The organism is Microbacterium sp. 69-10 (assembly GCF_001897945.1).
GTDB lineage: Bacteria > Actinomycetota > Actinomycetes > Actinomycetales > Microbacteriaceae > Microbacterium.
In genome coordinates this window covers 61,614-82,827 of sequence record NZ_MKRT01000016.1, presented here as the reverse complement: position 1 = coordinate 82,827, position 21,214 = coordinate 61,614, and the positions used below count along the sequence as shown (strand labels likewise).

Here is a 21,214-nt window from a genome sequence, read left to right as displayed (position 1 = left end):
GGGCCAGCCGCTTCGTCCGCGCCCCCGCCTCCGCCCGCCCCGGCTGCCCCGATCGCATCCGCGCCGACCGCCGCGGCGGCCCCCGCTGATGCGCACTGGGACACGGATGCCGTCGATGCGACGCGTCCATCCGCCCCACCGCGGCCGCCGCTGCCCACCCCGTCGACGGACTCGGGAGCCCCCGTGCCTTCGGGGGACCGCCCCGGCTCGGCAGCGCAGGCCCCCCAGGCGAACGCGACCCCCGAGGAGCTCGCCCGGGCGCAGCGCATCCTGAAGGTCATCTCCGACTCGTACTCCACCAAGATGGTCGGCCAGGACCGGCTGCGCAGCAGTCTGCTCATCTCGCTGATCGCCGGCGGGCACATCCTGCTGGAGTCCGTGCCCGGACTCGCCAAGACCACGGCGGCCAGCACGCTCGCCGACACCGTGAAGGCCAGCTTCAAGCGCATCCAGTGCACCCCCGACCTGCTGCCCAGCGACATCACCGGCAGCCAGATCTACGACGCCGCGACCGCCACCTTCCGCACCGTGCTGGGACCGGTGCACGCCAACTTCGTGCTGCTCGACGAGATCAACCGCTCCAGCGCCAAGACGCAGTCGGCCATGCTCGAGGCGATGCAGGAGCGGCAGACCACCATCGGCGGCGAGATCCACGCCCTGCCGAAGCCGTTCCTCGTGATCGCGACGCAGAACCCCATCGAGCAGGAGGGCACCTACGAGCTGCCCGAGGCGCAGATGGACCGCTTCCTGCTCAAGGAGATCGTGGAGTACCCGAGCCCGGCCGAGGAGTTCGAGATCCTCGGACGCATCGACTCCGGCGTGCTCAACCCCGACCGGCACGTGCCCGGCGTGATCTCGCTCGAGGACGTGCAGGATCTGCAGGACATCGCCTCGCGGGTCTACATCGACCCCGCGATCCGCAACTACATCGTGCAGCTCGCGTACGTCACCCGGAACCCGGGGCCGTACATCGGCGAGGAGCGCGCCCGGTTCATCAAGTACGGCGCGAGCCCCCGCGCGAGCATCGCGTTCCTGCAGGCATCCCGCGCGCTGGCGCTGCTGAACGGCCGCACGCACGTGCTGCCCGAGGACATCCGCGGCCTGCGCCACCTGGTGCTGCGTCACCGCGTGCTGCTCACCTTCGAAGCGGATGCCGAGGGCATCCGCAGCGAGGAGATCATCGACCAGATCTTCGCGTCGGTGCCCACCCCGTAACCCTTCGACAGGCTCAGGGACCCAAGCTGTGGCAAGTCTGATCACCCAGGTGAAGAGCAAGCTCTTCATCCGCTCATCGCAGAAGTCGATGCACGCGCTCGATGGCGCCTACGCATCGCTGCTGCGCGGGCGCAGCCTCGACTTCGAGGATCTGCGTCCGTACGAGTTCGGCGATCAGGTGCGCGACATCGACTGGCGCGCCACGGCCAAGCAGGGCGAGCCGCTCATCAAGCGCACCAAGGCGACGCGCATGCACACGGTGCTGTTCCTGGTGGATTCCGGTCGCGGCATGAAGGCCCTCGCCGAGGACGAGCGGTCCAAGCGCGATCTGGTGGTGCTGCTGACCGGCGCCCTCGGCTTCCTCACCGTTCGCCACGGCGATGACTTCTCGATCATCTACGGTGACTCGTCCCGCGTGCGCCGGCTGCCCCCTGGCGGCACCGAGGGGGCGCTCGAGCACGCCCTGCGCACCATCCGCCAGGCCATCGACGACAGCGACGCCCCGAGCGACCGGGACGCCCTGCTCCGCTACACCGCGCGCAACATCTCGCGACGCTCGATCGTCGTGATCGTCACCGATGAGACGCCGATGTCGGATGACACCGACCGGCTGCTGCGCCGGCTCAAGGTGCAGCACGACGTGCTGTGGCTGACGGTGCGGGATGCCGAGATCGTGGTCGCCGGCAGCGGGCGCGCGAGCGCGTTCGACCGCGCCGTCGATCCGAGCCTCGCCCGCACGGCTCCCGGTCACCGTCGCGACGTGGACAGCGGCTGGGGCATCCCCGACTTCGTGCACGGCGACGCCGAGGTGATGGCGGAGCTGGCAGCCCTCGAGGAGGCGGACACCGCGCACCGCGACGAGGTGCTGCGCCGCCACGAGATCACGCACGCCGAGTTCGGCGGGCAGGACACCGCGGTCGCGACCCTGCTGACGATGCTGAACAGGAGGTCGCATGCCCGCGCCTGACGACCTCTATCCGCCCGTTCAGTACGGCTGGGGCTGGATCCTGCTCGCGATCGGCATCCTGCTTCTGCTCGGTGTCGCCGCCTGGCTGCTGTGGTTCCTCACCCGGCCGAAGCACAGCATCACACTGCACGGCGCCCCCTCCTACACGCCTCCGACGGCCGACGTGCTCACGCAGCTGCGCACCGAGTACCTCGCCGACGTGCAGCGCATCGAAGATGCATACCGGTCCGGGAATATGCCTCCGAAGCAGGCGAACCTCGAGCTGAGCCGGCTCGTGCGAGGCTTCGTGAACGACTACTCCGGCCTGGAAGCTCCCGTGCTCGCGCTCGACGACCTGGTCGCCCGCGGGGTCGATCCGGCGCTGATCGACGCCATCCGCCGGCACTACTACCCGAGCATCTTCCAGCGCGGGCCGGCGATCGATCCACGGTACGGCGCCGAGGCGGCGCGCAAAGTCGTCAGAAGCTGGCACTGAGAGGTTCAGACATGGAACTGAACACACCGTGGATGATCCTCGTCGCGCTCGGCGTGCTGCTCGCCGCCGCCACCGTGGGCGTGCTGCTCGGCCTTCGCGGCCGTGAGCGCGCCGAGAGGGCACCGGCCGCGCTGGTCTCCCGAGCCGAGCGGCTGCGCAGCCTGCCGTCGTTCCGGGCATCCGTCCGCCGTCGCATGAGCCTGCTCTCGGGCATCCTCATCGTCGGCGCGATCGCCGTTCTGCTGGGCGGGGTGGTCGCCGCGCGGCCCATGGCCGCCAAGACCATCCAGCCCATCAACAACAGCCGCGACATCATGCTGTGCCTCGACGTCTCCGGCTCGATGTCGGACGTCGACGTCGAGGTGCTGAGCGTGTTCGAGGAGCTGCTGAAGGGCTTCAAGGGCGAGCGCATCGGGCTGACGATCTTCAACAGCTCGCCCGTGCAGGTGTTCCCCCTCACCGACGACTACCCCTTCGTGAAGGAGCAGCTGCAGCGCATCCGCACCAGCTTCGACTACAACGACGAGACGCCCGAGCACTGGGTGGGAACGCTGAACGGGCCCGGCGCCTCGCTGATCGGCGACGGGCTCGCCGCCTGCACCATGCGCTTCGACCACGCCGAGGACGACCGCAGCCGTTCGGTGATCCTCGCCACCGACAACGAGCTGGCCGGCGCCTCGATCCTCACCATCGAGGAGGCCGCGCAGTACGCGAAGTCGAAGAAGGTGCGCGTGTTCGCCCTCAACCCGGTGCAGGGCAAGGATGCCGAGGTCAGCGCGCAGCTGGAGAACGCCGCGGCGCTGACCGGCGGCAGGTCCTACGCGCTGCGCGACACGACCACGGTCGGCGACATCATCGCCGAGATCCAGAAGCAGGAGGCGACGGCGCTGAAGGGTCAGGCGCAGGTGGTGCGCGTGGACAGCCCGAACCTGGCGATCGCGCTCACCTTGGTCTCGATCCTCGGCTTCCTCGTGCTGCTGTGGAGGGTGCGCCTGTGATCCTCCAGCCCGTCCTGCATCCGGTCCTGCTCGTGCTGCTGCTCGCAGCGCCGGCGGCGCTCGTCATCCGTGCCCTCATCAAGGGTCCCAGGAAGGGCGCTCCGGGCACCCCCGGCCGCCCGATCTGGGCATTGCGCCTGGGGATGATCGTCGTCGTGTTCGCCATGCTGCTGCGCCCCGGCATCCCCGGCGGCACCTCGCAGACCCTGGCGACGGACACCGACATCGTGATCGTCGTCGACACCACGGCCAGCATCATCGCCGAGGACTGGGACGGCGACAAGCCGCGCCTGACCGGCGTGCGGGCCGACGTGCAGTCGATCGTCTCCGAGTACCCGGGCGCGCGGTTCTCCCTGATCAGCTTCGACGCGGCGGCGCAGCTGCGCCTGCCGCTGACGACGGACGCCACCGCGCTGATGTCCTCGCTCGATGTGATGCTCCCCGAGATCACCGACCAGTCCCGGGGCTCGTCGATCAGCATCGCGAACCGGATGCTGGCCGACACCCTCTCGGCGGCGGCGAAGTCGTCGCCCGACCGCAGCCGCATGGTCTTCTACCTCGGCGACGGCGAGCAGACGACGTCCAGCGATCCGGAGTCCTTCGCGAGCAGCGCGAAGTACGTCGACGGCGGCGCCGTGCTCGGCTACGGCACCGCCGAGGGCGGGCCGATGAAGAAGACCACCGGCCGGGCGGGCGCGAGCGGCCAGGGCGGCTACATCGAGTACCAGGGTGAGCGCGCCAAGTCGGTGATCGACGAGGCCAACCTGCGTCGGATCGGCGCGCAGCTGGGCGTGGAGTACCAGCACCGCACGGCGGATGCCGAGATCGCCCTGCCGAAGGCGCCGACCACCACGACCGACTACGCCGCCTCCGGCGAGGTGGGGAACGTGATCGAGCTGTACTGGGTGCTCGCGCTCGTGCTGGTCGCGCTGATCGGCGTCGAGCTCGCCCGCGCGACGATGCTGGTCACCCGGCTGCGCGGGCTGGCGGACCGGCCCGCGCGCGCCCCGCGCCCGTCGAGCGACAAGGGAGGCACCGCATGACCACCCTCCACCCCGCACCGGAGGCGGCCACCGTCGAGACCCCCGCGAGCCCGACGCCCGCCGACGCCGCGGCGGCGCTGCTGGCTGCGAACCGCCGCAGGCGCAGCATCCGCCGCTGGGTCGCGATCGGCACCCTGCCGCTCACGCTCGCCGCGCTGCTCTTCGTCGGCAAGCTGCTGAGCATGTACGCGTTCGCACACCAGTCGATCAGCGCGTTCGTCACCGGCGGGTACGCCGAATCGGAGTCGGCCGCTCGCGGGCAGGACTTCCTGAACTGGTTCGAGCAGTTCAAGGCGCCGTACAACATCGGCACCGCGCTGGCCGGCGCGGAGAAGCTGCCCCAGGCCCGCACCGAGCTGGAGCGCGCGCTTCCCCTCGCCCAGGGGCTGGACGTCTGCTACGTGCGGATCAACCTGTCGCTGGTGGTGGAGCGGCAGGGCGACGCCGCGCAGGCGAAGGGCGACGCCGCGAAGGCCGCGCAGTTCTACGGCGAGGCGCTGCAGATCACGGCGGAGACCCCGAAGGAGTGCAGCAGCGACGAGGCGCAGAACCAGTCGCCCGACCAGAACCGCGACATGAAGGACACGCTGGATCAGAACCAGCAGCGTCAGCAGGAGAAGCAGCAGCAGAGCCAGCAGCAGCAGAAGCCGGATCAGGACCCGCAGCCGCAGCCCGAAGAGAGCGAGCAGCCGCAGGACCAGCCCTCGCAGGGGGACCTCGACGAGATCGAGAAGAAGCTCAACGAAGGCGCCCAGGACCGCGAGAACCAGACCGGCGGCGACCAAGAGGGCTCCGGCGGCGGGACGGACAAGCCATGGTAGAGCAGCAGCGCAGCAGGTACACCGGCGGCGCCGAGGGCGCCCCGCCGCTGCCGCCGCCCGGCGGGTATCACGGCGCGCGTCGCACGTCGACCGGGCTGGACGCCGCGGCCGGTCTGAACTCTGCTGGCTCGAACGCAGCATCCGGCGACGTGGTCTACACGGCGGCACCGCCGGCCGGGAAGAAGGGCGTGAACGCTCTGGGCCTGGTCGCGATCACGGCGACGGGTCTGTTCGTGCTGGTCATGCTGCTGATGATGGGCGCCGGCGGCACGGATGCCCTGTACGGGGCGTCCATGATCGTGGTGCAGTTCGTGGTGCTCGGCGTGATCGTCGCCGCGCTGTTCACGGCGCGCGGGCGGACGCTGGGCGTGGTCGCCCTGGCGGTGACGCTGGTCTTCAACGTCGCGACGGTCGGCGCGATGGGCGCGCTGCGCTCGGCGGCCACGCACGCCTACGGCGGCACGAAGTCGGACAAGCAGAAGCACGAGGAGGCGTACCCCGGCATCAAGGGGGTGCCCGAGCGGCAGGCTCTGGACAACCCGTCGCTGGAGGATGTGCAGGCGCAGGGCGACCAGCTGATGGCCGAGGTGCGCGATCGTCTCACGCAGCAGTTCGGGTTCACCTGGGTGCAGACCGGCGAGGTCGACGTGAGCCCGGAGCGCAACGGCTACGGCGGCGAGTCGATGCTGCAGAAGTACACCTCCACGGTGTGGACGACCGAGCAGCCTGTGCAGGACACCCGCCGCAAGCGCGATGTGATGCGGGTCGTGAACCAGGTGCTCGCCGAGAACGGCATGTCCGATCTGTACGCGCTGAACGAGCCGGGCGTGATGGGCATCTCGAACGACATGCTCACCAAGCTCTACGGGTCCGACGACCCCGAGCGCCAGCACACCTGGGAGTACTACTCCGACACCTATCCGGATCCGCTGCGGTTCTACACCTACGTGTACGACCTGTCGAAGGACCAGACCGGGGACTTCCGCACCCAGCGCGAGGCCTTCAAGCAGCAGAGCGGCGAGCCCCTCGAGGGCGTGCAGCTGGTCGTCTTCGCGCGCCAGGTGCTGCAGGAGAAGGACCGCGCCGCGTACGAGCAGAAGCTGAAGGACTACCCCGGGTTCTGATGGTTTTCTCCTCATCCACAACTCAGCCGGTTATTTCGAGAAAATGGACTTGTTTCCTGATATGGTGAAAACCATGCCTCGAGGAGAGAACCTGTCGACGGCGATCTTGAGAAACGTCATCCCGAGCCGCCTGCACTCGGAGTCGGATCCCGGCGGCGGCATCGTGATCAACGACGGTCAGCTCATCGCCCTTCGCCCCGTGTGGGCGGGCGAAGGCTTTCCCGCTGACGTCATCCGCGTACTCGATTCACTGCGCAGCATTGACTTCGAGACTTCGTCGATCCCCGTCATCACCGCACGCAGGATGAGCCCGGGGGCGATCCGGATGCTTGAGGAGCACGCCCTCGCGTGGGCCGATGCCGACGGGCAGGCGGAGATCATCATGCCGGGTGGCCTCCACATCTACCGGCTCAAGCCGAAGCGTCTGCTGGACCGCACGACGACGGACCTCTCGTGGTCGCGGAGTTCTCAAGCTGTGGCCGAGTACGTACTGTCGCGTCGCGGGATGCCACCGCAGGGCCACGTGCCCGGATGGAACGGCGTCGACCGACTCACCCAGATCGCAGAAGCCACCGGTATCTCTCCTGGACAGGTCGCGAAGGTGCTGGTCGCCTTCGATGAGGAGGGATATACGGCCAAGTTCGGTCCTGAGAGGGGCCCAACCTCGATACGGGAGCTGCGCGAGCCCGGGCGCCTGCTCAGCGATTGGGCAGGCCATTTCGCGCGGACGTCGCGCAAGGACCGACGCTCCGAGCTCCACACACTCTCGCGGGACCCGAGCACGTGGGTCGATATCGTCGGATCACAACTCGCTTCGATTCCGTGGGCGGCGTCCGGATGGGTGGCAGCCGATGCCGTGGCCCCGTTCGCCACCAGCATCCCTGATCTCCTGATCTACGTGCAGGAAGACCACTTCGAGGACGCTCGTGCAGCACTGGCATCGCATGACGACCTATCGGAAGTCGACCGCGGCGCTCGGATCCATCTGCACTCCGCGCCATCTCACGTCCTCACCATGCGCCGCTTCGCTGCCGGCCTCCCCGTGGCATCCTCAGTGCGCATATACGCGGACCTCGTGCGCGAGGGCGGACGCGGGGCCGATGCGGCCGAGCATCTCCGCGAGGTTTCCATTGGATTCTGACGAACGCAGTCGACCCGCACGCGCCCGCGCGGAGGAAGCGCTGATCCGGTTCGCGCTGCTCGCCGGCAGGCACGCGACGGATTTCATCGTCATCGGAGGCCTGAACCCCGACTTCCTCGCACCAACCGCGCCGCACCCTCATCTCGGTACGACGGACGTCGACCTCCTCTTCGAACTCGGGGTCTTCTACGATCGTGACGACCTCGACTTCGGGTGGCTCGAGCGTGCACTTGACGTCGGTGGATTCCAGGCCAATGCAACCGGATGGCAATGGACGGGTGTGCTCGGCGACGCACATGTACGGCTCGACTTGGTCTGCGACGTATCCGATACCCCGGGGCTGCCCATCGAGCTGCCAGGCACCGCTCGAGCTGCTGCGAAGAACATGCGCGGACCTGCGGCTGTGACGAGCGCTCCGGTCCTGCGAGTGCTCCGTGTACCTGACGCCGTGCACGCCGAGGTTCCCGATGCGCCAACGGAGCTGTCGCTGCGATTCGCCAGCCTCGGCGGATACCTCGTCGCCAAGTCCACGGCGTTGCTGAGCCGTGGACTTCAGAAGGACGCATACGACCTCGCCTTCGTGATGATGTACTCGCCCGGCGGTCCGCGTGCGGCTGCCGACGCCGTCGCCGCTGTCCCCTTGTCACCGCTACAGGATCCGTTCATCCCTCACGTACGGACTGCAGTCGAGCGACTGGCCGACCCGCGATCGGAGTGGGTTGATGTCGTGGTCCGGCAGCTCCTCAGAGCGGGTGACGAAGCCGACGCCGAACAATTGACGGCCGACGTGATCACTTCGGCACAACTCTTCCTGAAAACACTGTGACCGTCTCAGCGGCCTAAGATCGGTCCTCCACCGGCTCGTGCGCGTCGCCGGGGAGCTCGGGTTCGTCGATCGCGTGCAGGTCCTCGACGGCCGGACCCTCCAACAACCGGCCCTGCGCGTCGAAGCGGGAGCCGTGCAGCGGGCAGTCCCAGGTGCATTCCGCGCTGTTCCAGGTGACGATGCCGCCGAGGTGCGTGCACACGGCGGACAGGCGGCAGGTGGTGCCGTCCACGGTCGAGACCGCGGTGGCCTCCATGTCGTACGCCCCCACGGCGCCCTCGCCCTCGGCGGGCGGGTCCTCCGGCAGCGGATGCAGGCCCGACCCCACCCAGCCCGAGGCGAGGCGACCCGCCACCTGGGCGTTCGCCGCGACGCCGTGCGCGACGTCCTTCGGCAGGGTCACCCGATGATGCAGCGTCTGCGCCCACGGGATGCTGCCGCCCAGGATGTCGGCGGCGATGCTCAGCGCCGCGGCGACCGCGTTCGTCATCCCCCACTTGTTGTAGCCGGTCGCCAGGGCCACGCGATGTCCGGTGCGCGGCATCCATCCGACGAACGGCACGAGGTTCATCGATTCGTAGTCCTGCGCGGACCAGGCGTGCGTGCGCTCGGCGCCGGGGAACCTCTGCCGCGTCCAGTCCTCCAGGTCGTCGGTGAGCCGTCGGGTGTCCTCCTCACGACCCACCGTGTGCCCGTTGCCGCCGACGAGCAGCAGCTCCTCACCGCAGATCGGAGCCGTGCGCAGTGAGCGGCCCGGCGCGTCGATGGAGAGGTACATGCCCTGCGGGAGTCCGCCGCCGGGGACCCGGTACGCCTGCGCGTAGGAGCGCGACGGCTTAAGCTTGGCGAAGTACAGGCCGCGGTCGAGGATGGGCGTGCCTGTGGCCAGCACCACCGTCGTCGCGAGCACGTCGCCCAGAGGCGTGACGACGCGGCACGGGTCGCCGGTGTCGACGTCCTTCACCCGTACGCCCTCCACGATCACACCGCCGCGGGAGCGGAGATCGGCGGCGAGCGCGTGCAGCACGTCCATCGGGTCGAACTGGGCCTGATCCGGGAGGCGCAGCGCGCCATGGGTCTCGAAGGGGAGGCCGGTCTCGGTCACCCGCTCGACCTCGAGCCCCGCATCCCGGCACGCCTCGTACTCCTCGTCGAGCGCTTCGGCCCCGTCCGGCGAGCCCGCGTAGGTGAACGCGTCGCGCCGCTGCACCTCGACACCGTGCTCGTCGAGGTACCGCAGCATCCACTCCCGGCCCTCGCGGTTCCCGTCCGCATACGCCTGCAGCACTCGCCGGGAGCCTCGGGAGCGGATGCCCGAGAGCACGCCGCCGTGCAGCAGGCTCAGCTTCGCGGTGCTGTGGCCGGTCGTCACCGCGCCGACCGAGCGCGCCTCGAGCACCGCCACCCCGAGTCCCGCTCTGGACAGCAGCAGAGCGGTGGTCAGCCCGGTGAGTCCCGCGCCGACGACCACCGCGTCGTAGCGGGCGCCAGGGTCGAATGCGTCGGTCGGAACCGGTTCGCGCTGCCGGTCGAGCCACAGTGATGCCACGAGAGCCTCCTTCACGGGGAGCGGAGCTCAAGTCAACCGCGCTGCGCGCCGAACCCAGCGGGGCTTGACTTCGGCGGACATCCCACCCAGCCGATGTCCTACGCTGGCAAGGGGCCCGCCACGAGAGGACACGTCTTGTCACAGGAACATCGCGCGCTGCTCGCGATCGACGCCGGGCAGACCGGCATCAAGACCCGGCTGATCCGCGCCGACGGCACGGCGACGGATGCGCTGTTCCCCGGCGTGCTCACCGACCGCCCGCTGCTGCCGCAGCTGGCCGAGGTCGTGGCGTCCGCCGGCGGCTCCCCCGACACCATCACCTTCGGGGTCTCCGGACTCACGGACGCGTATGCCGAGGCATCCGCCCTGCTCGCGCACCCCGCCCTCGGCGGCGTGCGCCGCGTGGTGGTGACCCACGATTCGGTCACCTCGTTCCTGGGCGTGCTCGGCGACAGGTGCGGCGCCGTGGTCGCGGCCGGCACGGGCGTCGTCACACTGGGCGTCGGCCCCGAGCACTCCACCCGCGTCGACGGTTGGGGCTACATCATGGGAGACGCCGGCAGCGGGTACTGGATCGGGCGCTCGACACTGGATGCCGTGATGCGCGCCTACGACGGGCGCGGTCCCGCCACCGCGCTGACCGCCGTGGTGCAGGACCGCTGGCCCGACCTCGACTCCGCGTACACGGCACTGCAGGCATCCGAGGACCGCGTGCGCACCGTGGCATCCTTCGCCGCTCCCACCGCTCTGCTCGCCGCCACCGGCGACGAGGTCGCGGGAGGCATCTGCCGCGCGGCCGCGACCGAACTGGCCCTGGCCGTCACCACCGCGCTGCGCGTGACCGACGCCCCGGACGACGCCGCCGTCGGCGCCGTCGGCGGCGTGTTCGGCTCGGACCTGATCCGCGCGGCGTTCGCCGATGCGGTGCGCGCCGATCGCCCTGATGCCCGTTTCGTGCCGCCGGCCGGCTCGGGCCTCGACGGCGCGGTCTCGCTCGCGGGGCTCGGGGCGCAGCATCCGCTCCGCGAGCGCTTCGCGGACCTCAGCCGGGGCTGAGTCCCGGGGCGGCGGCTTCGCTGCGTTCGGCCTCGTGCAGGATGCTGCGCGCCATGCCGTTGAAGATGATGCCGTGGAAGGGCAGCAGCACCAGCCAGTAGAGCCGCCCGCTGAGCCCCTTCGGGAAGTAGATCGCCCGCTGCCGGTACACGCTGCCGCCGGCCGGATCCGGCTCGACCCCCAGCTCCAGCCAGCCGCGCCCCGGCATCCTCATCTCCGCACGCAGCCGCAGCATCCGTCCCCGCTCCACGGACTCCACGCGCCAGACGTCGATGACGTCGCCGCTGTTCACGCGGGACGGATGCCGGCGCCCGCGGCGCATGCCCACCCCGCCGACAAGGCGGTCGATCCAGCCCCTGGCCGCCCACGCCAGGGGGAACGAGTGCCAGCCCCTCTCCCCGCCGATCGCCTCGATCACGCGCCAGATGGCCTCCGGCGAGCTGCCACTCCGGCGTTCGCGAAGGTCGGTGAAGACGGTGTGCCCCGCCCAGTCCGGATCACTCGGCAGGGGGTCGCTCGGCGCACCGGGAACCGTCGCGCTCTGCCAGCTGGTCTCCACCTCGCCGTCGGCCTCGCGCCGGAGGGCGAGACGCACGGCGGTGCGGTATGGCAGCAGCCCCTCCGCGGGCGGCGGGATGACGTCGTCGATGTCGTGCTCGCTCACGACGCAGTCGTTCTGCAGCGAGGCGATGATCGGCACGGCGATCTGGCGGGGGATGGGACTGACCAGACTGACCCACTGCGACGCGAGCCAGGGGGTCAGCACGGGCAGCGCGGCGATGTGCCGCTGCGGCAGGCCCGCCTCGACCGCATACCCGTTCATCATCTGCCCGTACCGCAGGATGTCGGGTCCGCCGATGTCGAACGTCCGGTTCAGATCCCCCGGCGCATCCACCGACCGCACGAGGTACCGCAGCACGTCGCGCACGGCGATCGGCTGCACCCTGTTCCGCACCCAGCGGGGCGCGGGCATGTACGGCAGCACCTCGGTCAGGTGCCGGATCATCTCGAACGACGCCGAGCCGGAGCCGATCACGATCCCCGCCTGGAAGACGATCGCGGGCACCGGCGCTTCCAGCAGCACCTTCCCCACCTCCGCGCGCGAGGCGAGGTGCTCGGACAGACCGCCGGTGCGAGGGTGCAGGCCGCCCAGGTAGACCACGCGGCGCACGCCGGATGCCGCGGCGGCATCCGCGAACGTCTCGGCGCCCTGCCTCTCCACGGCGCGGAACCCGCGTCCCGAGCTCATCGAGTGCACCAGGTGGAAGGCGACCTCGATGCCGGCCATGGCGCGGCGGGTCGCGATCGGATCCTCGAGATCGCCCGAGAAGACCTTCACCCGGGCGCGCCACGGCACATCGCGGAGCTTCCACGCCGAGCGGACGAACACGCTCACCTCATGACCGGCGTCCAGCAGCTGGGGGACCAGACGACCGCCGATGTAGCCGGTGGCGCCGGTGACGAGTACACGGGTCATGCGAACAGTCCTTCCCTGGCGCACAGGATCAGCAGCATCGTCACCGCGAAGCCGACCGCGTAGTTGATCGCGAGGAACCGGCGCCAGGCCCGGTTGGCCGAGCCGGAGTGCGCGTCGTCCACCCGCGCGAAGGGGGCGACGATGACGATGTACGGCACGGCGGCGAGCGCCGCGAGCGACGCCGGCCACGGCGCGAACAGCATGAGCACCCCGGCGAGCGCCCACAGCAGGATCGCGATCCGCACCGTGCGCGCGGCGCCGAGCACGGTCGCGATGGAGCCGATCCCGGCCTCGCGGTCGGGGACGATGTCCTGCACGGCGCCGAACGCGTGGCTGGCCATGCCCCAGCAGAAGAACGCGACCATCGTGAGGATCAGCGGCGGCGTCATGGTCGTGCCGGCCAGAGCGAACGCGTACAGCGCTGGGGTGACGAAGTGCGTGCTCGAGGTGATGGAGTCGAGCACCGGGATCTCCTTGAACCGCAGCCGCGGCACCGAATAGGCGAGCACCGCGAAGACGCTGATCGCGAGCACGAGCCACGAGAGCGGGCGCTGCGCGCCGAGCACGACCAGCGCCACGACGAAGATCCCCGTGAGCGCCGCCGAGGACCAGAGGGTGAGGGGATGCAGCGCGACAGGCAGCCTGGCGCCCTCGGCTCCGCCCTTGCGGGGGTTGGCGAGATCGGACTCGTGGTCGAACACGTCGTTCACGCCGTACATCGTGAGGTTGTACGGCACCAGGAAGAACAGCGTGCCGATCACGAGTGCGGTGTCGATCCTCCCGGTGGTGAGGACGTAGGCCGCGGCGAACGGGAATGCGGTGTTGATCCAGCTCAGCGGCCGCGATGCCACGAACAGCGTGCGCACGGCGGAGGGGCGATCAGGCATCGGAGCGTCCTCCCGTTCCGCGCGCGGCGTCCAGCAGCTGCCAGACGCCGCTGAGCAGCAGCGCTCCCGCGATCGGATACAGCAGGTCCTCGGCCGGCATCAGCGCGATGCGGATGCCCGAGATGCCGTCTTCGCGATAGTCGAAGAACCCCGCCGCGATCATGATGTTGTCGAACAGGGTCGTGAGCACCAGCAGCACGGCCGTGCTCGCACCCCACGCGGACAGATACCGCCGCAGGTCGCCCCGGCGTCGCGCGTCGGCCGCGCCGATCCCGAACAGGACGAGCGCCGCCACGACGAAGGGCGTCGACAGGAGCAGATAGGTCATCGCCGGTCCCTGCTCTCGCTCCAGCGCCGCCACCCGCTGAGCAGGATCAGCGTCAGATAGCTGAGGAAGAGCAGGAACAGCAGCTCCTCGACCGGGAACTCCGGCGCCAGCAGCATCCCGCTCGCCCAGCCCGAGTCCACATGGCGGAACACCCCGAGCGCGATCCCCGCGGCATCCCAGGCGATGAAGAAGGCCAGCCCCACCGCCAGCGCGATCGCCGCAGCGGCGGGCCGCCGACGCATCACCAGCGCGAAGCGCAGGTCGAGCAGCACCAGGCATGCCCCGCTGAGCAGCAGCGCGGCCGCGTACACGAGACTCATCGCACCTCCGCCGGACCCGCCGAGTGGTCGCCCCGCACGTGCTTGAGCACGAGTTCCGCGCTGATCAGGCACATGGGCAGCCCGACCCCCGGTACCGACGTCGCGCCGGCGTAGAACAGACCCGACACCTTGCGCGAGCGCGTGACGCCGCGCAGGAACGCGCTCTGCCTCAGCGTGTGAGCCGGTCCCAGCGCACTGCCCCGGAACGTGTTGAAGTCCGACTCGAAGTCGGCCGGTCCGATCGTGCGCCGGACGACGATCCGGGATTCGAGGTCGGGGATGCCCGTCCAGCGAGCGATCTGCGCCACCGCGGCATCCGCGATCCGAGTCACCTGCGCATCGCCCGCGCGACCGAGCCCGCCATGACCGATCTCCGGGTCGGGCGGCAGCGGCACCAGCACGAAGACGTTCTCCGCATCGGCGGGCGCCACCGAGTCGTCCGTCGCGCTGGGCTTGCAGACGTAGATCGACGGCGGGCGGGGCACGCGCGGGGTCGCGCCGAAGATCGCATCGAAGTTCTCGCGCCAGTCGTCCGAGAAGAGCAGCGTGTGGTGGGGCAGCTGCGGCAGCGCGCCGCGGATGCCGAGCAGCACCAGCACGGCGCTCGGACCGGTCACCTGCCGGCGCCACCGACCGGGCCGGTAGGACCGGTCCTCGGGGGCGAGCAGCACGGTCTCGGTGTGGTGCTCGTCGATCGCGGAGACGATGATGTCGGCATCCAGTCGCTGCCTCCGGCCGTCCTGCTCGAACTCGACGGCGCGGGCACGCCCCTGCTCGCTGACGATCCGCACGGCGTCGCTGCCGGTGCGGATCTCGACGCCCGCCTCCTTCGCCAGCGCGGCCAGCGACGCCACGAACGCGCGGAATCCGCCCAGGGGGTACCTCACGCCGTCGACGAGATCCATGTGGCTCATCAGGTGGTAGAGCGCCGGGGCGTCGAACGGCGACGTGCCGAGGAACACGGCGGGGTAGCCGAGGATCTTGCGCAGCATCGGATCGCGGAATCGCCGGGCGATGAACGACCACAGTGAGCGCATCAGCAGCGGCACCACGGCGGGCGCCGCCCGCAGCACCGCCGGGGAGGTGAAGCTGCGCCAGGAGGAGAACGGGTTGTAGAGGAACGAGGAGACCGCCGCGCGGTACGTGCGCGTCGCGGATGCCAGGTAGCGGCGCACCCGTTCGCCCGACCCGCGCTCGCGGCCCTCGAACAGGTCGGCGATCCTGTCGGCACCCGCCGGGACGTCGATCGCCGCGGTGACGCCGACGGTCGGGGAGGCGGATGCCTCGCCGTAGACGCGGTACCCCGGCTCGAGCGGCACCAGGTCGAGCTGCTCGTCGGTCTGGGTGCCCATCATCCGGTAGAAGTGGTCGAACACCTCCGGCATCAGGTACCAGGACGGGCCCGTGTCGAAGGCGAAGCCGTCCTGCTCCCACGCCCCCGCACGCCCGCCGAGCTCTCCGCTCCTCTCGAGCAGCGTGACGCTGTGCCCGTCGCGGGCGAGCAGGCACGCGGTCGCAAGTCCGCTCACTCCCCCGCCGACGACGACGACCCGGGACGCGCTCATCGTGACGCCTTCCTGGCCAGGGCCCGCACCAGGATGCCCGCCTTGACCGTGTCGGGAACGCGGACGCGCGTGACGGCGAGCACCTCTGCCGGTGTCGCTTCGATGCGGTCCGTGAGCTCGCGGAACATGGCCTGCGCCGCCCACACCGACGCGCGCGCTGCGCGGTCGAGCAACGGCACGGCCCGGTCGGCGGCGCGAAGGTCGGCTCTGATCGACGCGACGATCCGGTGCTTGGCGTCCTCGGTGAGTCCGTCGGCGGTCTCCGCGAAATACGTGCGGCCGAGCGCTCCGCGGTCCTCGGCGTAGTCACGCAGGAAGTTGACCTTCTGGAACGCGGCCCCCAGCCGCCGAGCCCCCTCCTGCAGGATGCCGTTCTCCTCGTCGCTGCGGGACGGGGCTCCTCCGCGAGCGCGGCGCGACTCGAACACCGCCAGGCACATCAGCCCGACGACCTCGGCGGAGCCGTGGATGTACTCGTCCAGTGCGGCGGCATCCCACGTCCCCTCGCCGAGATCCCGCCGCATCGACGCGAAGAACGGGCCGCTCAGGTCGGTGCCGAAGCCGTGCTCCCGCGCGGTCAGGGCGAAGGCGTGCACCACCAGGTTCGCGCTGAAGCCGATCCGCAGCGCGCGTCCGGTCTCGGCCTCCAGCTCGTCGAGCAGCGTCCCCCGCATCCGGGTGTCCAGCCCGGCCGTCTCGGCAGGGCCGTCGACGAGCTCGTCCGCGAGCCGCACCAGCGCGTAGATGCGGGCGATGTGCTCACGCACCGGCGCGTCGAAGAGGCGGCTCGCCCAGTTGAACGAGGTCGAGTAGCGGCGGATGACGACGGCCGCACTCGCCTGGGCCGTCTCGTTGTAGAGGTCCAGGCCGTTCACGAGTTCCTCGAGACGCAGGCCCTGGTCAGGGCGAGGAGCTGCTCGCGGAGCGCCTCGGGCAGGCCGGATGCCCGGACCAGCCGGTCCACCTCGTCGCACCGCTCCGCGATCATCGACTCGACGAAGATGGTCGCCCCGGACTCCTCGATCACGCTCCGGATGAGCTGCGCGTCGCTCACGCTGAGGTCGGCGTCGCCGAAGAGCGTGCCGACGGCGGCCCATGCCGGATCGGACCTGGCATAGGCGACCAGCAGCGTCTCCTTGCCCGCGCGCAGGTCGCTGAGCGCCGATTTGCCCGTCTGCCGCTCATCGCCGAACAGGCCGAGCACGTCGTCTCGCAGTTGATAGACGACGCCGATCAGCCGCGCGATGGTGCTCAGTTCGGCGATCAGGTCCCGGCCGGCGCCGGCGAGGATCGCCGCGATCAGCAGCGGTGCGGCGAAGGAGTAGGACGCCGTCTTCCGGTCGGCCATCTCCAGCACCTCCCGCGGCGAGATCTCCTCCAGGTGCAGACTCAGCCAGACGTCGTCGTGCTCGCCGGCCGCGCTCTCGAACACGGCGTCGTCGAACACGTCGAGGATCGCCTCGCGCCGGTCCTGTGCCACGTTCAGTCGTGCGAGCAGGGAGTGCGCGGCTGTCAGGACGAGGTCTCCGGCGAGCAGCGACGACGCCTCGCCCCATGCGCGCGCGGCCTCGGGGGATGCTCCGCGGACGACCGCGTCGGCCGCGAACCGTCCGGTGATGTTCATCTCGCCGCGCCGCACCAGGTCGCGGTCGATCACGTCGTCGTGGATGACGAGGGCGAGGTGCAGGAGCTCCATCGCGCAGGCCGCGTCCAGCGCGCTTCGCCGGTCGGTGCCGCCGAGCGCCTCGTGGGCGTCCATCAGCATGCGCGGGCGGATCCGCTTGCCGCCGGCGGCCATCCGCGCGAGCGCCTCCCACAGCTCCGCGTACGGAGCGGAGAACGCGTGCGAGCGCTCCGCGCGCCTCGTGAGGATCTCGCTCAGTCGCACCTCGAGGACGTCGGTGCGACGGCCGACGTCGGCGGCCGGCTCAGGCATGACGCCTCCCCGTGGCTTCGACGAGGTGCGGAGCGAGGGCGGGGAGATGAGCGACCAGCCAGGGGCTGAACGCCCACGGCGCCGCGGAGGCGGCGGCGCTCAGCTCGCCGGCCGTCGTCCACGCCACCTCGTCCACCTCCTCGGGATGCGGGACCAGCGGGCTGACCACCTCGGCGATGAAGACCGGGCAGTGCTCGTTCTCCTGGATGCCCGAGGCATCGCGGGCCGTGTAGCCGAAATCGGGCAGGACGCACGTGACGCCGCTGATCTCCGCTCCGAGCTCGAACCAGGCGCGACGACGAACGGCATCCTCCATGGCCTCGCCCGGGAGGGGGTGCCCGCACAGGGCGTTGGTCCACACCCCCGGCCAGGTCCCCTTGACCAGCGCGCGCCTGGTGACGAGCAGCCGGCCGCGCGCGTCGATGAGGTGGCAGGAGAACGCCAGATGACGCGGCGTCGACGTTCCGTGCACGCTCCGCTTCGGCGTCTCCCCGATCGGCGCACCGCCCTCGTCCACGAGCACGACCATCTCGTCCACCTCGTCACCTCGATTTCGTTAGCCAGGAAAGAGTTATGCCGAGGGTAACAGGTAGACTGAGCCGACGCACGCGCCGGGATGGAATCGCACAGAATGGCAGTCATGCACTACTTCTCGCCGGACTCCGACCTGATCGACCGCTCAGGTATGTCGCAGGACGAGGTCGACTCGTGCTTCCGCGTGCTCGAGGCGCTGCGACGATGGCAGACCGCCGCACGGGAGCTGTCCGAGGCCTCCAAGCGCTACATGAAGCTCAATGAGAGCGACATGCGGGCGATCCGCATGATCATCCGCGCGACCGAGCAGGGCATGCTCGTCACGCCCAAGGACATCGCCCACGAGGTGGGCATCTCGAGCGCGTCGACGACGAAGCTCGTCGACCGCCTGGTCGACGGCGGGCACCTGATCCGGGTTCCGCATCCCTCGGACAGGCGCACCATGTGCCTGCAGGTGACCGACAGCACCCGCCGCTCGGCCCACGACACGATCGGCCGGCAGCACGCCAGACGGTTCACCGCCGTGGCATCCCTCCCCGCCGCCGACCGCGACGCCGTCGTCCGCTTCCTGTCCGCGATGACCGACGCGGACTCCCCGCAGGGCGAGCTGGCGACGCACACCGGACGGTGAGGGCTCCGCAACTCGCACGGGCCCACCCGCGACACGCCGATAGACTTGAGCGCATGTCCAAGGTGCTCCAGTCCCTCCCGGTCGGCGAAAAGGTCGGCATCGCATTCTCCGGTGGTCTCGACACCTCCGTCGCCGTCGCGTGGATGCGCGAGAAGGGTGCGATCCCCTTCACCTACACGGGCGACCTGGGCCAGTACGACGAGAGCGACATCGCCTCGATCCCCGGCCGCGCGCTGGAGTACGGCGCCGAGGCGTCGCGCCTGGTCGACGCGAAGACCGCTCTCGTCGAGGAGGGCTTCGTCGCCCTGTCGTGCGGTGCCTTCCACATCCGCTCGGGCGGCAAGACCTACTTCAACACCACTCCCCTGGGCCGCGCGGTCACCGGCACGCTGCTCGTGCGCGCCATGCGCGAGGACGGTGTGGACATCTGGGGCGACGGCTCCACCTACAAGGGCAACGACATCGAGCGGTTCTACCGCTACGGCCTGCTCGCGAACCCGCGCCTGCGCATCTACAAGCCGTGGCTCGACGCCGACTTCGTCACCGAGCTGGGCGGCCGGCAGGAGATGAGCGAGTGGCTCGTCGAGCGCGGCTTCCCGTACCGCGACTCCGCCGAGAAGGCGTACTCCACCGATGCCAACATCTGGGGCGCCACGCACGAGGCGAAGACCCTCGAGCACCTGAACGTCTCGCTCGAGACCGTCGACCCGATCATGGGCGTGAAGTACTGGGACCCCGCCGTCGCCATCGAGACCGAGGACATCACGGTCACGTTCGAGGGCGGCCGCCCGGTCGCCATCAACGGCGTCGAGTACAGCGACCCGGTGGCCCTGGTCATGGAGGCCAACACGATCGGCGGCCGTCACGGCCTGGGCATGAGCGACCAGATCGAGAACCGCATCATCGAGGCCAAGTCGCGCGGCATCTACGAGGCCCCCGGCATGGCACTGCTCTTCATCGCCTACGAGCGCCTGGTCAACGGCATCCTGAACGAGGACACCCTCGCCACGTACCACGAGCAGGGACGCCGCCTCGGCCGCCTGATGTACGAGGGTCGCTGGCTGGAGCCGCAGTCCCTCATGCTGCGCGAGTCGATCCAGCGCTGGGTGGGCCTCACCATCTCCGGCTCGGTCACCATCCGCCTGCGCCGCGGCGACGACTGGACCATCCTCGACACCGTCTCGCCGAACCTGTCGTACGGCCCCGAGAAGCTCTCCATGGAACGCGTCGGCGACGCGGCCTTCGGCCCGGTCGACCGCATCGGTCAGCTGACCATGCGCAACCTCGACATCGCCGACTCGCGCTCGCGCCTGGAGCAGTACGCGGACCTCGGCCTGGTCGGCGGCGCCACCGGCGAGCTCGTGGGCAAGGTCACCGCGGGCGGTGCGAACGAGATCGCCGCGTCCGAGACCGCTGACGAGGAGCTCGCAGAGGCCGTGGATGCGGCATCCGAGGGCGCAGCCTTCGACTCCGGCACCGACTGACGCACTCTCGAAGGGCCTTCCGGGCCCTTCTGCGTGTTCCACTTCGGGGGCCGACACGCCAGATTTCGGACGTTTCCAGCGAGAACGTCCGAAATGTGGCGTGTCGGCCCCCGTTCTGTGCGCGGGAGAAGGAGCGGATGCCGGATGCTGTGAGTCCGCCGAACCAACTTGCACATCGCTGTGCAAGTTACGTATCCTGGATGCATGACGACCCGAACGCCGCGCAGTGACGCCCGCGCGAACCGCGAAGGCATCCTCGACGCGGCGCGCAACACCCTGGCCACCGACCCGCATGCCTCGGTCGACGTCATCGCCCGCAGCGCGGGACTGTCGCGCCGCACCCTGTACGGCCACTTCGACGATCGCGACGCCCTCATCCGCGAGCTGATCGTCATCGGCGCGCAGCGCTTCAACGCCATCGCGGAGTCGATCGCCGACGCGGACGCCCGGCTGGCCCTCGCCCGCCTTGCCGCGCGCCTGTGGCAGGAGGCCGCGCACGTGCAGTTCGCGGCCGTGCTCGCGCTCGATGAGGCGCACGTGGAGCACACCGCCGACGCGCTCGCCCCGCTGCGCCACGCCGTGGCAGGCCTGGTGCGCCGCGGGCAGGAGGACGGCAGCTTCCGCACCGACCTCGCCGCCCCGACGCTCGCCCGCCTCATCGAGGAGATGGCACGCACGGTCGTGGCCCGCACGGATGCGGCGAGCGCCGGCGCCGCCGACCTCGCCGTGCGCACCGTGCTGAGCATCGCGGGACTCTCCTGGCGGGAAGCGGATGCCCTGCTCACCGCGCACCCCGACATCACCCTCGCCTCGAATGTCGCGGAGAGCGCCGCGTGA

Annotated in this window: 22 protein-coding genes; 13 read left to right on the top strand and 9 right to left on the bottom strand. The window is 70.3% G+C overall.

Annotated elements, in window-relative coordinates; genetic code table 11:
• Positions 1-267: 267 nt before the first annotated feature.
• The 9 genes from BGN97_RS05880 to BGN97_RS05840 all read left to right on the top strand — a co-directional run bounded on the left by BGN97_RS05880 (position 268) and on the right by BGN97_RS05840 (position 8,610).
• Positions 268-1,215, top strand: coding sequence for an AAA family ATPase (locus tag BGN97_RS05880; protein WP_292699031.1), 948 nt, complete (start codon positions 268-270; stop codon positions 1,213-1,215).
• Between the two features lie 28 nt (positions 1,216-1,243).
• Positions 1,244-2,182, top strand: coding sequence for a DUF58 domain-containing protein (locus BGN97_RS05875; protein WP_292698858.1), 939 nt, complete (start codon positions 1,244-1,246; stop codon positions 2,180-2,182).
• On the top strand, positions 2,169-2,657 hold the full coding sequence (locus BGN97_RS05870) for a hypothetical protein (protein WP_292698856.1): 489 nt from the start codon (positions 2,169-2,171) through the stop codon (positions 2,655-2,657). Before BGN97_RS05875 ends, BGN97_RS05870 begins: the two co-directional genes overlap by 14 nt.
• Positions 2,658-2,668: 11 nt before the next feature.
• Positions 2,669-3,655, top strand: coding sequence for a VWA domain-containing protein (locus BGN97_RS05865; protein ID WP_292698854.1), 987 nt, complete (start codon positions 2,669-2,671; stop codon positions 3,653-3,655).
• On the top strand, positions 3,652-4,698 hold the full coding sequence (locus BGN97_RS05860) for a VWA domain-containing protein (RefSeq protein ID WP_292698852.1): 1,047 nt from the start codon (positions 3,652-3,654) through the stop codon (positions 4,696-4,698). The genes BGN97_RS05865 and BGN97_RS05860 overlap by 4 nt, the downstream gene beginning before the upstream one ends.
• The gene (locus BGN97_RS05855) at positions 4,695-5,519 is read left to right on the top strand and encodes a hypothetical protein (protein ID WP_292698850.1); all 825 of its coding nucleotides are present in this window, start codon (positions 4,695-4,697) and stop codon (positions 5,517-5,519) included. The genes BGN97_RS05860 and BGN97_RS05855 overlap by 4 nt, the downstream gene beginning before the upstream one ends.
• Positions 5,513-6,643: a hypothetical protein gene (locus BGN97_RS05850; protein ID WP_292698848.1), complete on the top strand. Its 1,131-nt coding sequence runs from the start codon at positions 5,513-5,515 to the stop codon at positions 6,641-6,643. The genes BGN97_RS05855 and BGN97_RS05850 overlap by 7 nt, the downstream gene beginning before the upstream one ends.
• Positions 6,644-6,716: 73 nt before the next feature.
• Positions 6,717-7,784: a type IV toxin-antitoxin system AbiEi family antitoxin gene (locus tag BGN97_RS05845; protein ID WP_292698846.1), complete on the top strand. Its 1,068-nt coding sequence runs from the start codon at positions 6,717-6,719 to the stop codon at positions 7,782-7,784.
• On the top strand, positions 7,774-8,610 hold the full coding sequence (locus BGN97_RS05840; RefSeq protein WP_292698844.1) for a hypothetical protein: 837 nt from the start codon (positions 7,774-7,776) through the stop codon (positions 8,608-8,610). Before BGN97_RS05845 ends, BGN97_RS05840 begins: the two co-directional genes overlap by 11 nt.
• A 13-nt stretch (positions 8,611-8,623) precedes the next feature.
• Here BGN97_RS05840 and BGN97_RS05835 read toward each other — a convergent pair whose 3' ends face one another.
• A complete protein-coding gene (locus BGN97_RS05835) occupies positions 8,624-10,159 on the bottom strand; it encodes an FAD-dependent oxidoreductase (protein WP_292698842.1) in 1,536 nt (511 codons plus the stop codon).
• 135 nt (positions 10,160-10,294) lie between these two features.
• Between BGN97_RS05835 and BGN97_RS05830 the strand changes: the two genes are divergently transcribed.
• Complete coding sequence (locus BGN97_RS05830; protein ID WP_292698840.1) at positions 10,295-11,215, top strand: BadF/BadG/BcrA/BcrD ATPase family protein; 921 nt, start codon at positions 10,295-10,297, stop codon at positions 11,213-11,215.
• On the opposite strand, the gene BGN97_RS05825 is transcribed toward BGN97_RS05830, so the two are convergent.
• Genes BGN97_RS05825 through idi form a run of 8 tightly spaced genes read right to left on the bottom strand, consistent with a single transcriptional unit; the run spans position 11,202 to position 18,257 of the window.
• A complete protein-coding gene (locus BGN97_RS05825) occupies positions 11,202-12,692 on the bottom strand; it encodes an SDR family oxidoreductase (RefSeq protein ID WP_292698838.1) in 1,491 nt (496 codons plus the stop codon). The two genes, BGN97_RS05830 and BGN97_RS05825, sit on opposite strands and share 14 nt — an antisense overlap.
• Positions 12,689-13,579: a prenyltransferase gene (locus tag BGN97_RS05820; protein WP_292698836.1), complete on the bottom strand. Its 891-nt coding sequence runs from the start codon at positions 13,577-13,579 to the stop codon at positions 12,689-12,691. The genes BGN97_RS05825 and BGN97_RS05820 overlap by 4 nt, the downstream gene beginning before the upstream one ends.
• Entirely contained in the window at positions 13,572-13,907 is a 336-nt protein-coding gene (locus tag BGN97_RS05815; RefSeq protein WP_292698834.1) for a lycopene cyclase domain-containing protein, read from the bottom strand. The genes BGN97_RS05820 and BGN97_RS05815 overlap by 8 nt, the downstream gene beginning before the upstream one ends.
• Entirely contained in the window at positions 13,904-14,227 is a 324-nt protein-coding gene (locus BGN97_RS05810) for a lycopene cyclase domain-containing protein (RefSeq protein ID WP_292698832.1), read from the bottom strand. Before BGN97_RS05810 ends, BGN97_RS05815 begins: the two co-directional genes overlap by 4 nt.
• Positions 14,224-15,792, bottom strand: a complete 1,569-nt coding sequence (gene crtI / locus BGN97_RS05805; RefSeq protein WP_292698830.1) for a phytoene desaturase family protein — start codon at positions 15,790-15,792, stop codon at positions 14,224-14,226. The genes BGN97_RS05810 and crtI overlap by 4 nt, the downstream gene beginning before the upstream one ends.
• Entirely contained in the window at positions 15,789-16,667 is an 879-nt protein-coding gene (locus BGN97_RS05800) for a squalene/phytoene synthase family protein (RefSeq protein ID WP_292698828.1), read from the bottom strand. Before BGN97_RS05800 ends, crtI begins: the two co-directional genes overlap by 4 nt.
• Positions 16,664-17,728, bottom strand: coding sequence for a polyprenyl synthetase family protein (locus BGN97_RS05795; RefSeq protein ID WP_292698826.1), 1,065 nt, complete (start codon positions 17,726-17,728; stop codon positions 16,664-16,666). The genes BGN97_RS05800 and BGN97_RS05795 overlap by 4 nt, the downstream gene beginning before the upstream one ends.
• On the bottom strand, positions 17,721-18,257 hold the full coding sequence (gene idi, locus BGN97_RS05790; RefSeq protein WP_292699029.1) for an isopentenyl-diphosphate Delta-isomerase: 537 nt from the start codon (positions 18,255-18,257) through the stop codon (positions 17,721-17,723). Before idi ends, BGN97_RS05795 begins: the two co-directional genes overlap by 8 nt.
• A 111-nt stretch (positions 18,258-18,368) precedes the next feature.
• Here idi and BGN97_RS05785 point away from each other — a divergent pair, with 111 nt between their 5' ends.
• The 3 genes from BGN97_RS05785 to BGN97_RS05775 all read left to right on the top strand — a co-directional run bounded on the left by BGN97_RS05785 (position 18,369) and on the right by BGN97_RS05775 (position 21,214).
• A complete protein-coding gene (locus BGN97_RS05785) occupies positions 18,369-18,893 on the top strand; it encodes a MarR family transcriptional regulator (protein ID WP_292698824.1) in 525 nt (174 codons plus the stop codon).
• Between the two features lie 53 nt (positions 18,894-18,946).
• Positions 18,947-20,377: an argininosuccinate synthase gene (gene argG, locus BGN97_RS05780; protein ID WP_292698822.1), complete on the top strand. Its 1,431-nt coding sequence runs from the start codon at positions 18,947-18,949 to the stop codon at positions 20,375-20,377.
• 204 nt (positions 20,378-20,581) lie between these two features.
• Positions 20,582-21,214, top strand: coding sequence for a TetR/AcrR family transcriptional regulator (locus tag BGN97_RS05775; RefSeq protein ID WP_292698820.1), 633 nt, complete (start codon positions 20,582-20,584; stop codon positions 21,212-21,214).

Excerpts from the sequence above, each read along its gene's own strand:
- BGN97_RS05810 (WP_292698832.1), bottom strand. The coding sequence starts at position 14,227 with ATGAGTCTCGTGTACGCGGCCGCGCTGCTGCTCAGCGGGGCATGCCTG.
- BGN97_RS05850 (WP_292698848.1), top strand. The coding sequence starts at position 5,513 with ATGGTAGAGCAGCAGCGCAGCAGGTACACCGGCGGCGCCGAGGGCGCC.
- BGN97_RS05825 (WP_292698838.1), bottom strand. The coding sequence starts at position 12,692 with ATGACCCGTGTACTCGTCACCGGCGCCACCGGCTACATCGGCGGTCGT.
- BGN97_RS05775 (WP_292698820.1), top strand. The coding sequence starts at position 20,582 with ATGACGACCCGAACGCCGCGCAGTGACGCCCGCGCGAACCGCGAAGGC.
- BGN97_RS05815 (WP_292698834.1), bottom strand. The coding sequence starts at position 13,907 with ATGACCTATCTGCTCCTGTCGACGCCCTTCGTCGTGGCGGCGCTCGTC.
- BGN97_RS05855 (WP_292698850.1), top strand. The coding sequence starts at position 4,695 with ATGACCACCCTCCACCCCGCACCGGAGGCGGCCACCGTCGAGACCCCC.
- BGN97_RS05795 (WP_292698826.1), bottom strand. The coding sequence starts at position 17,728 with ATGCCTGAGCCGGCCGCCGACGTCGGCCGTCGCACCGACGTCCTCGAG.
- BGN97_RS05820 (WP_292698836.1), bottom strand. The coding sequence starts at position 13,579 with ATGCCTGATCGCCCCTCCGCCGTGCGCACGCTGTTCGTGGCATCGCGG.
- argG (WP_292698822.1), top strand. The coding sequence starts at position 18,947 with ATGTCCAAGGTGCTCCAGTCCCTCCCGGTCGGCGAAAAGGTCGGCATC.
- idi (WP_292699029.1), bottom strand. The coding sequence starts at position 18,257 with ATGGTCGTGCTCGTGGACGAGGGCGGTGCGCCGATCGGGGAGACGCCG.
- BGN97_RS05865 (WP_292698854.1), top strand. The coding sequence starts at position 2,669 with ATGGAACTGAACACACCGTGGATGATCCTCGTCGCGCTCGGCGTGCTG.
- BGN97_RS05870 (WP_292698856.1), top strand. The coding sequence starts at position 2,169 with ATGCCCGCGCCTGACGACCTCTATCCGCCCGTTCAGTACGGCTGGGGC.
- BGN97_RS05785 (WP_292698824.1), top strand. The coding sequence starts at position 18,369 with ATGCACTACTTCTCGCCGGACTCCGACCTGATCGACCGCTCAGGTATG.
- BGN97_RS05845 (WP_292698846.1), top strand. The coding sequence starts at position 6,717 with ATGCCTCGAGGAGAGAACCTGTCGACGGCGATCTTGAGAAACGTCATC.
- crtI (WP_292698830.1), bottom strand. The coding sequence starts at position 15,792 with ATGAGCGCGTCCCGGGTCGTCGTCGTCGGCGGGGGAGTGAGCGGACTT.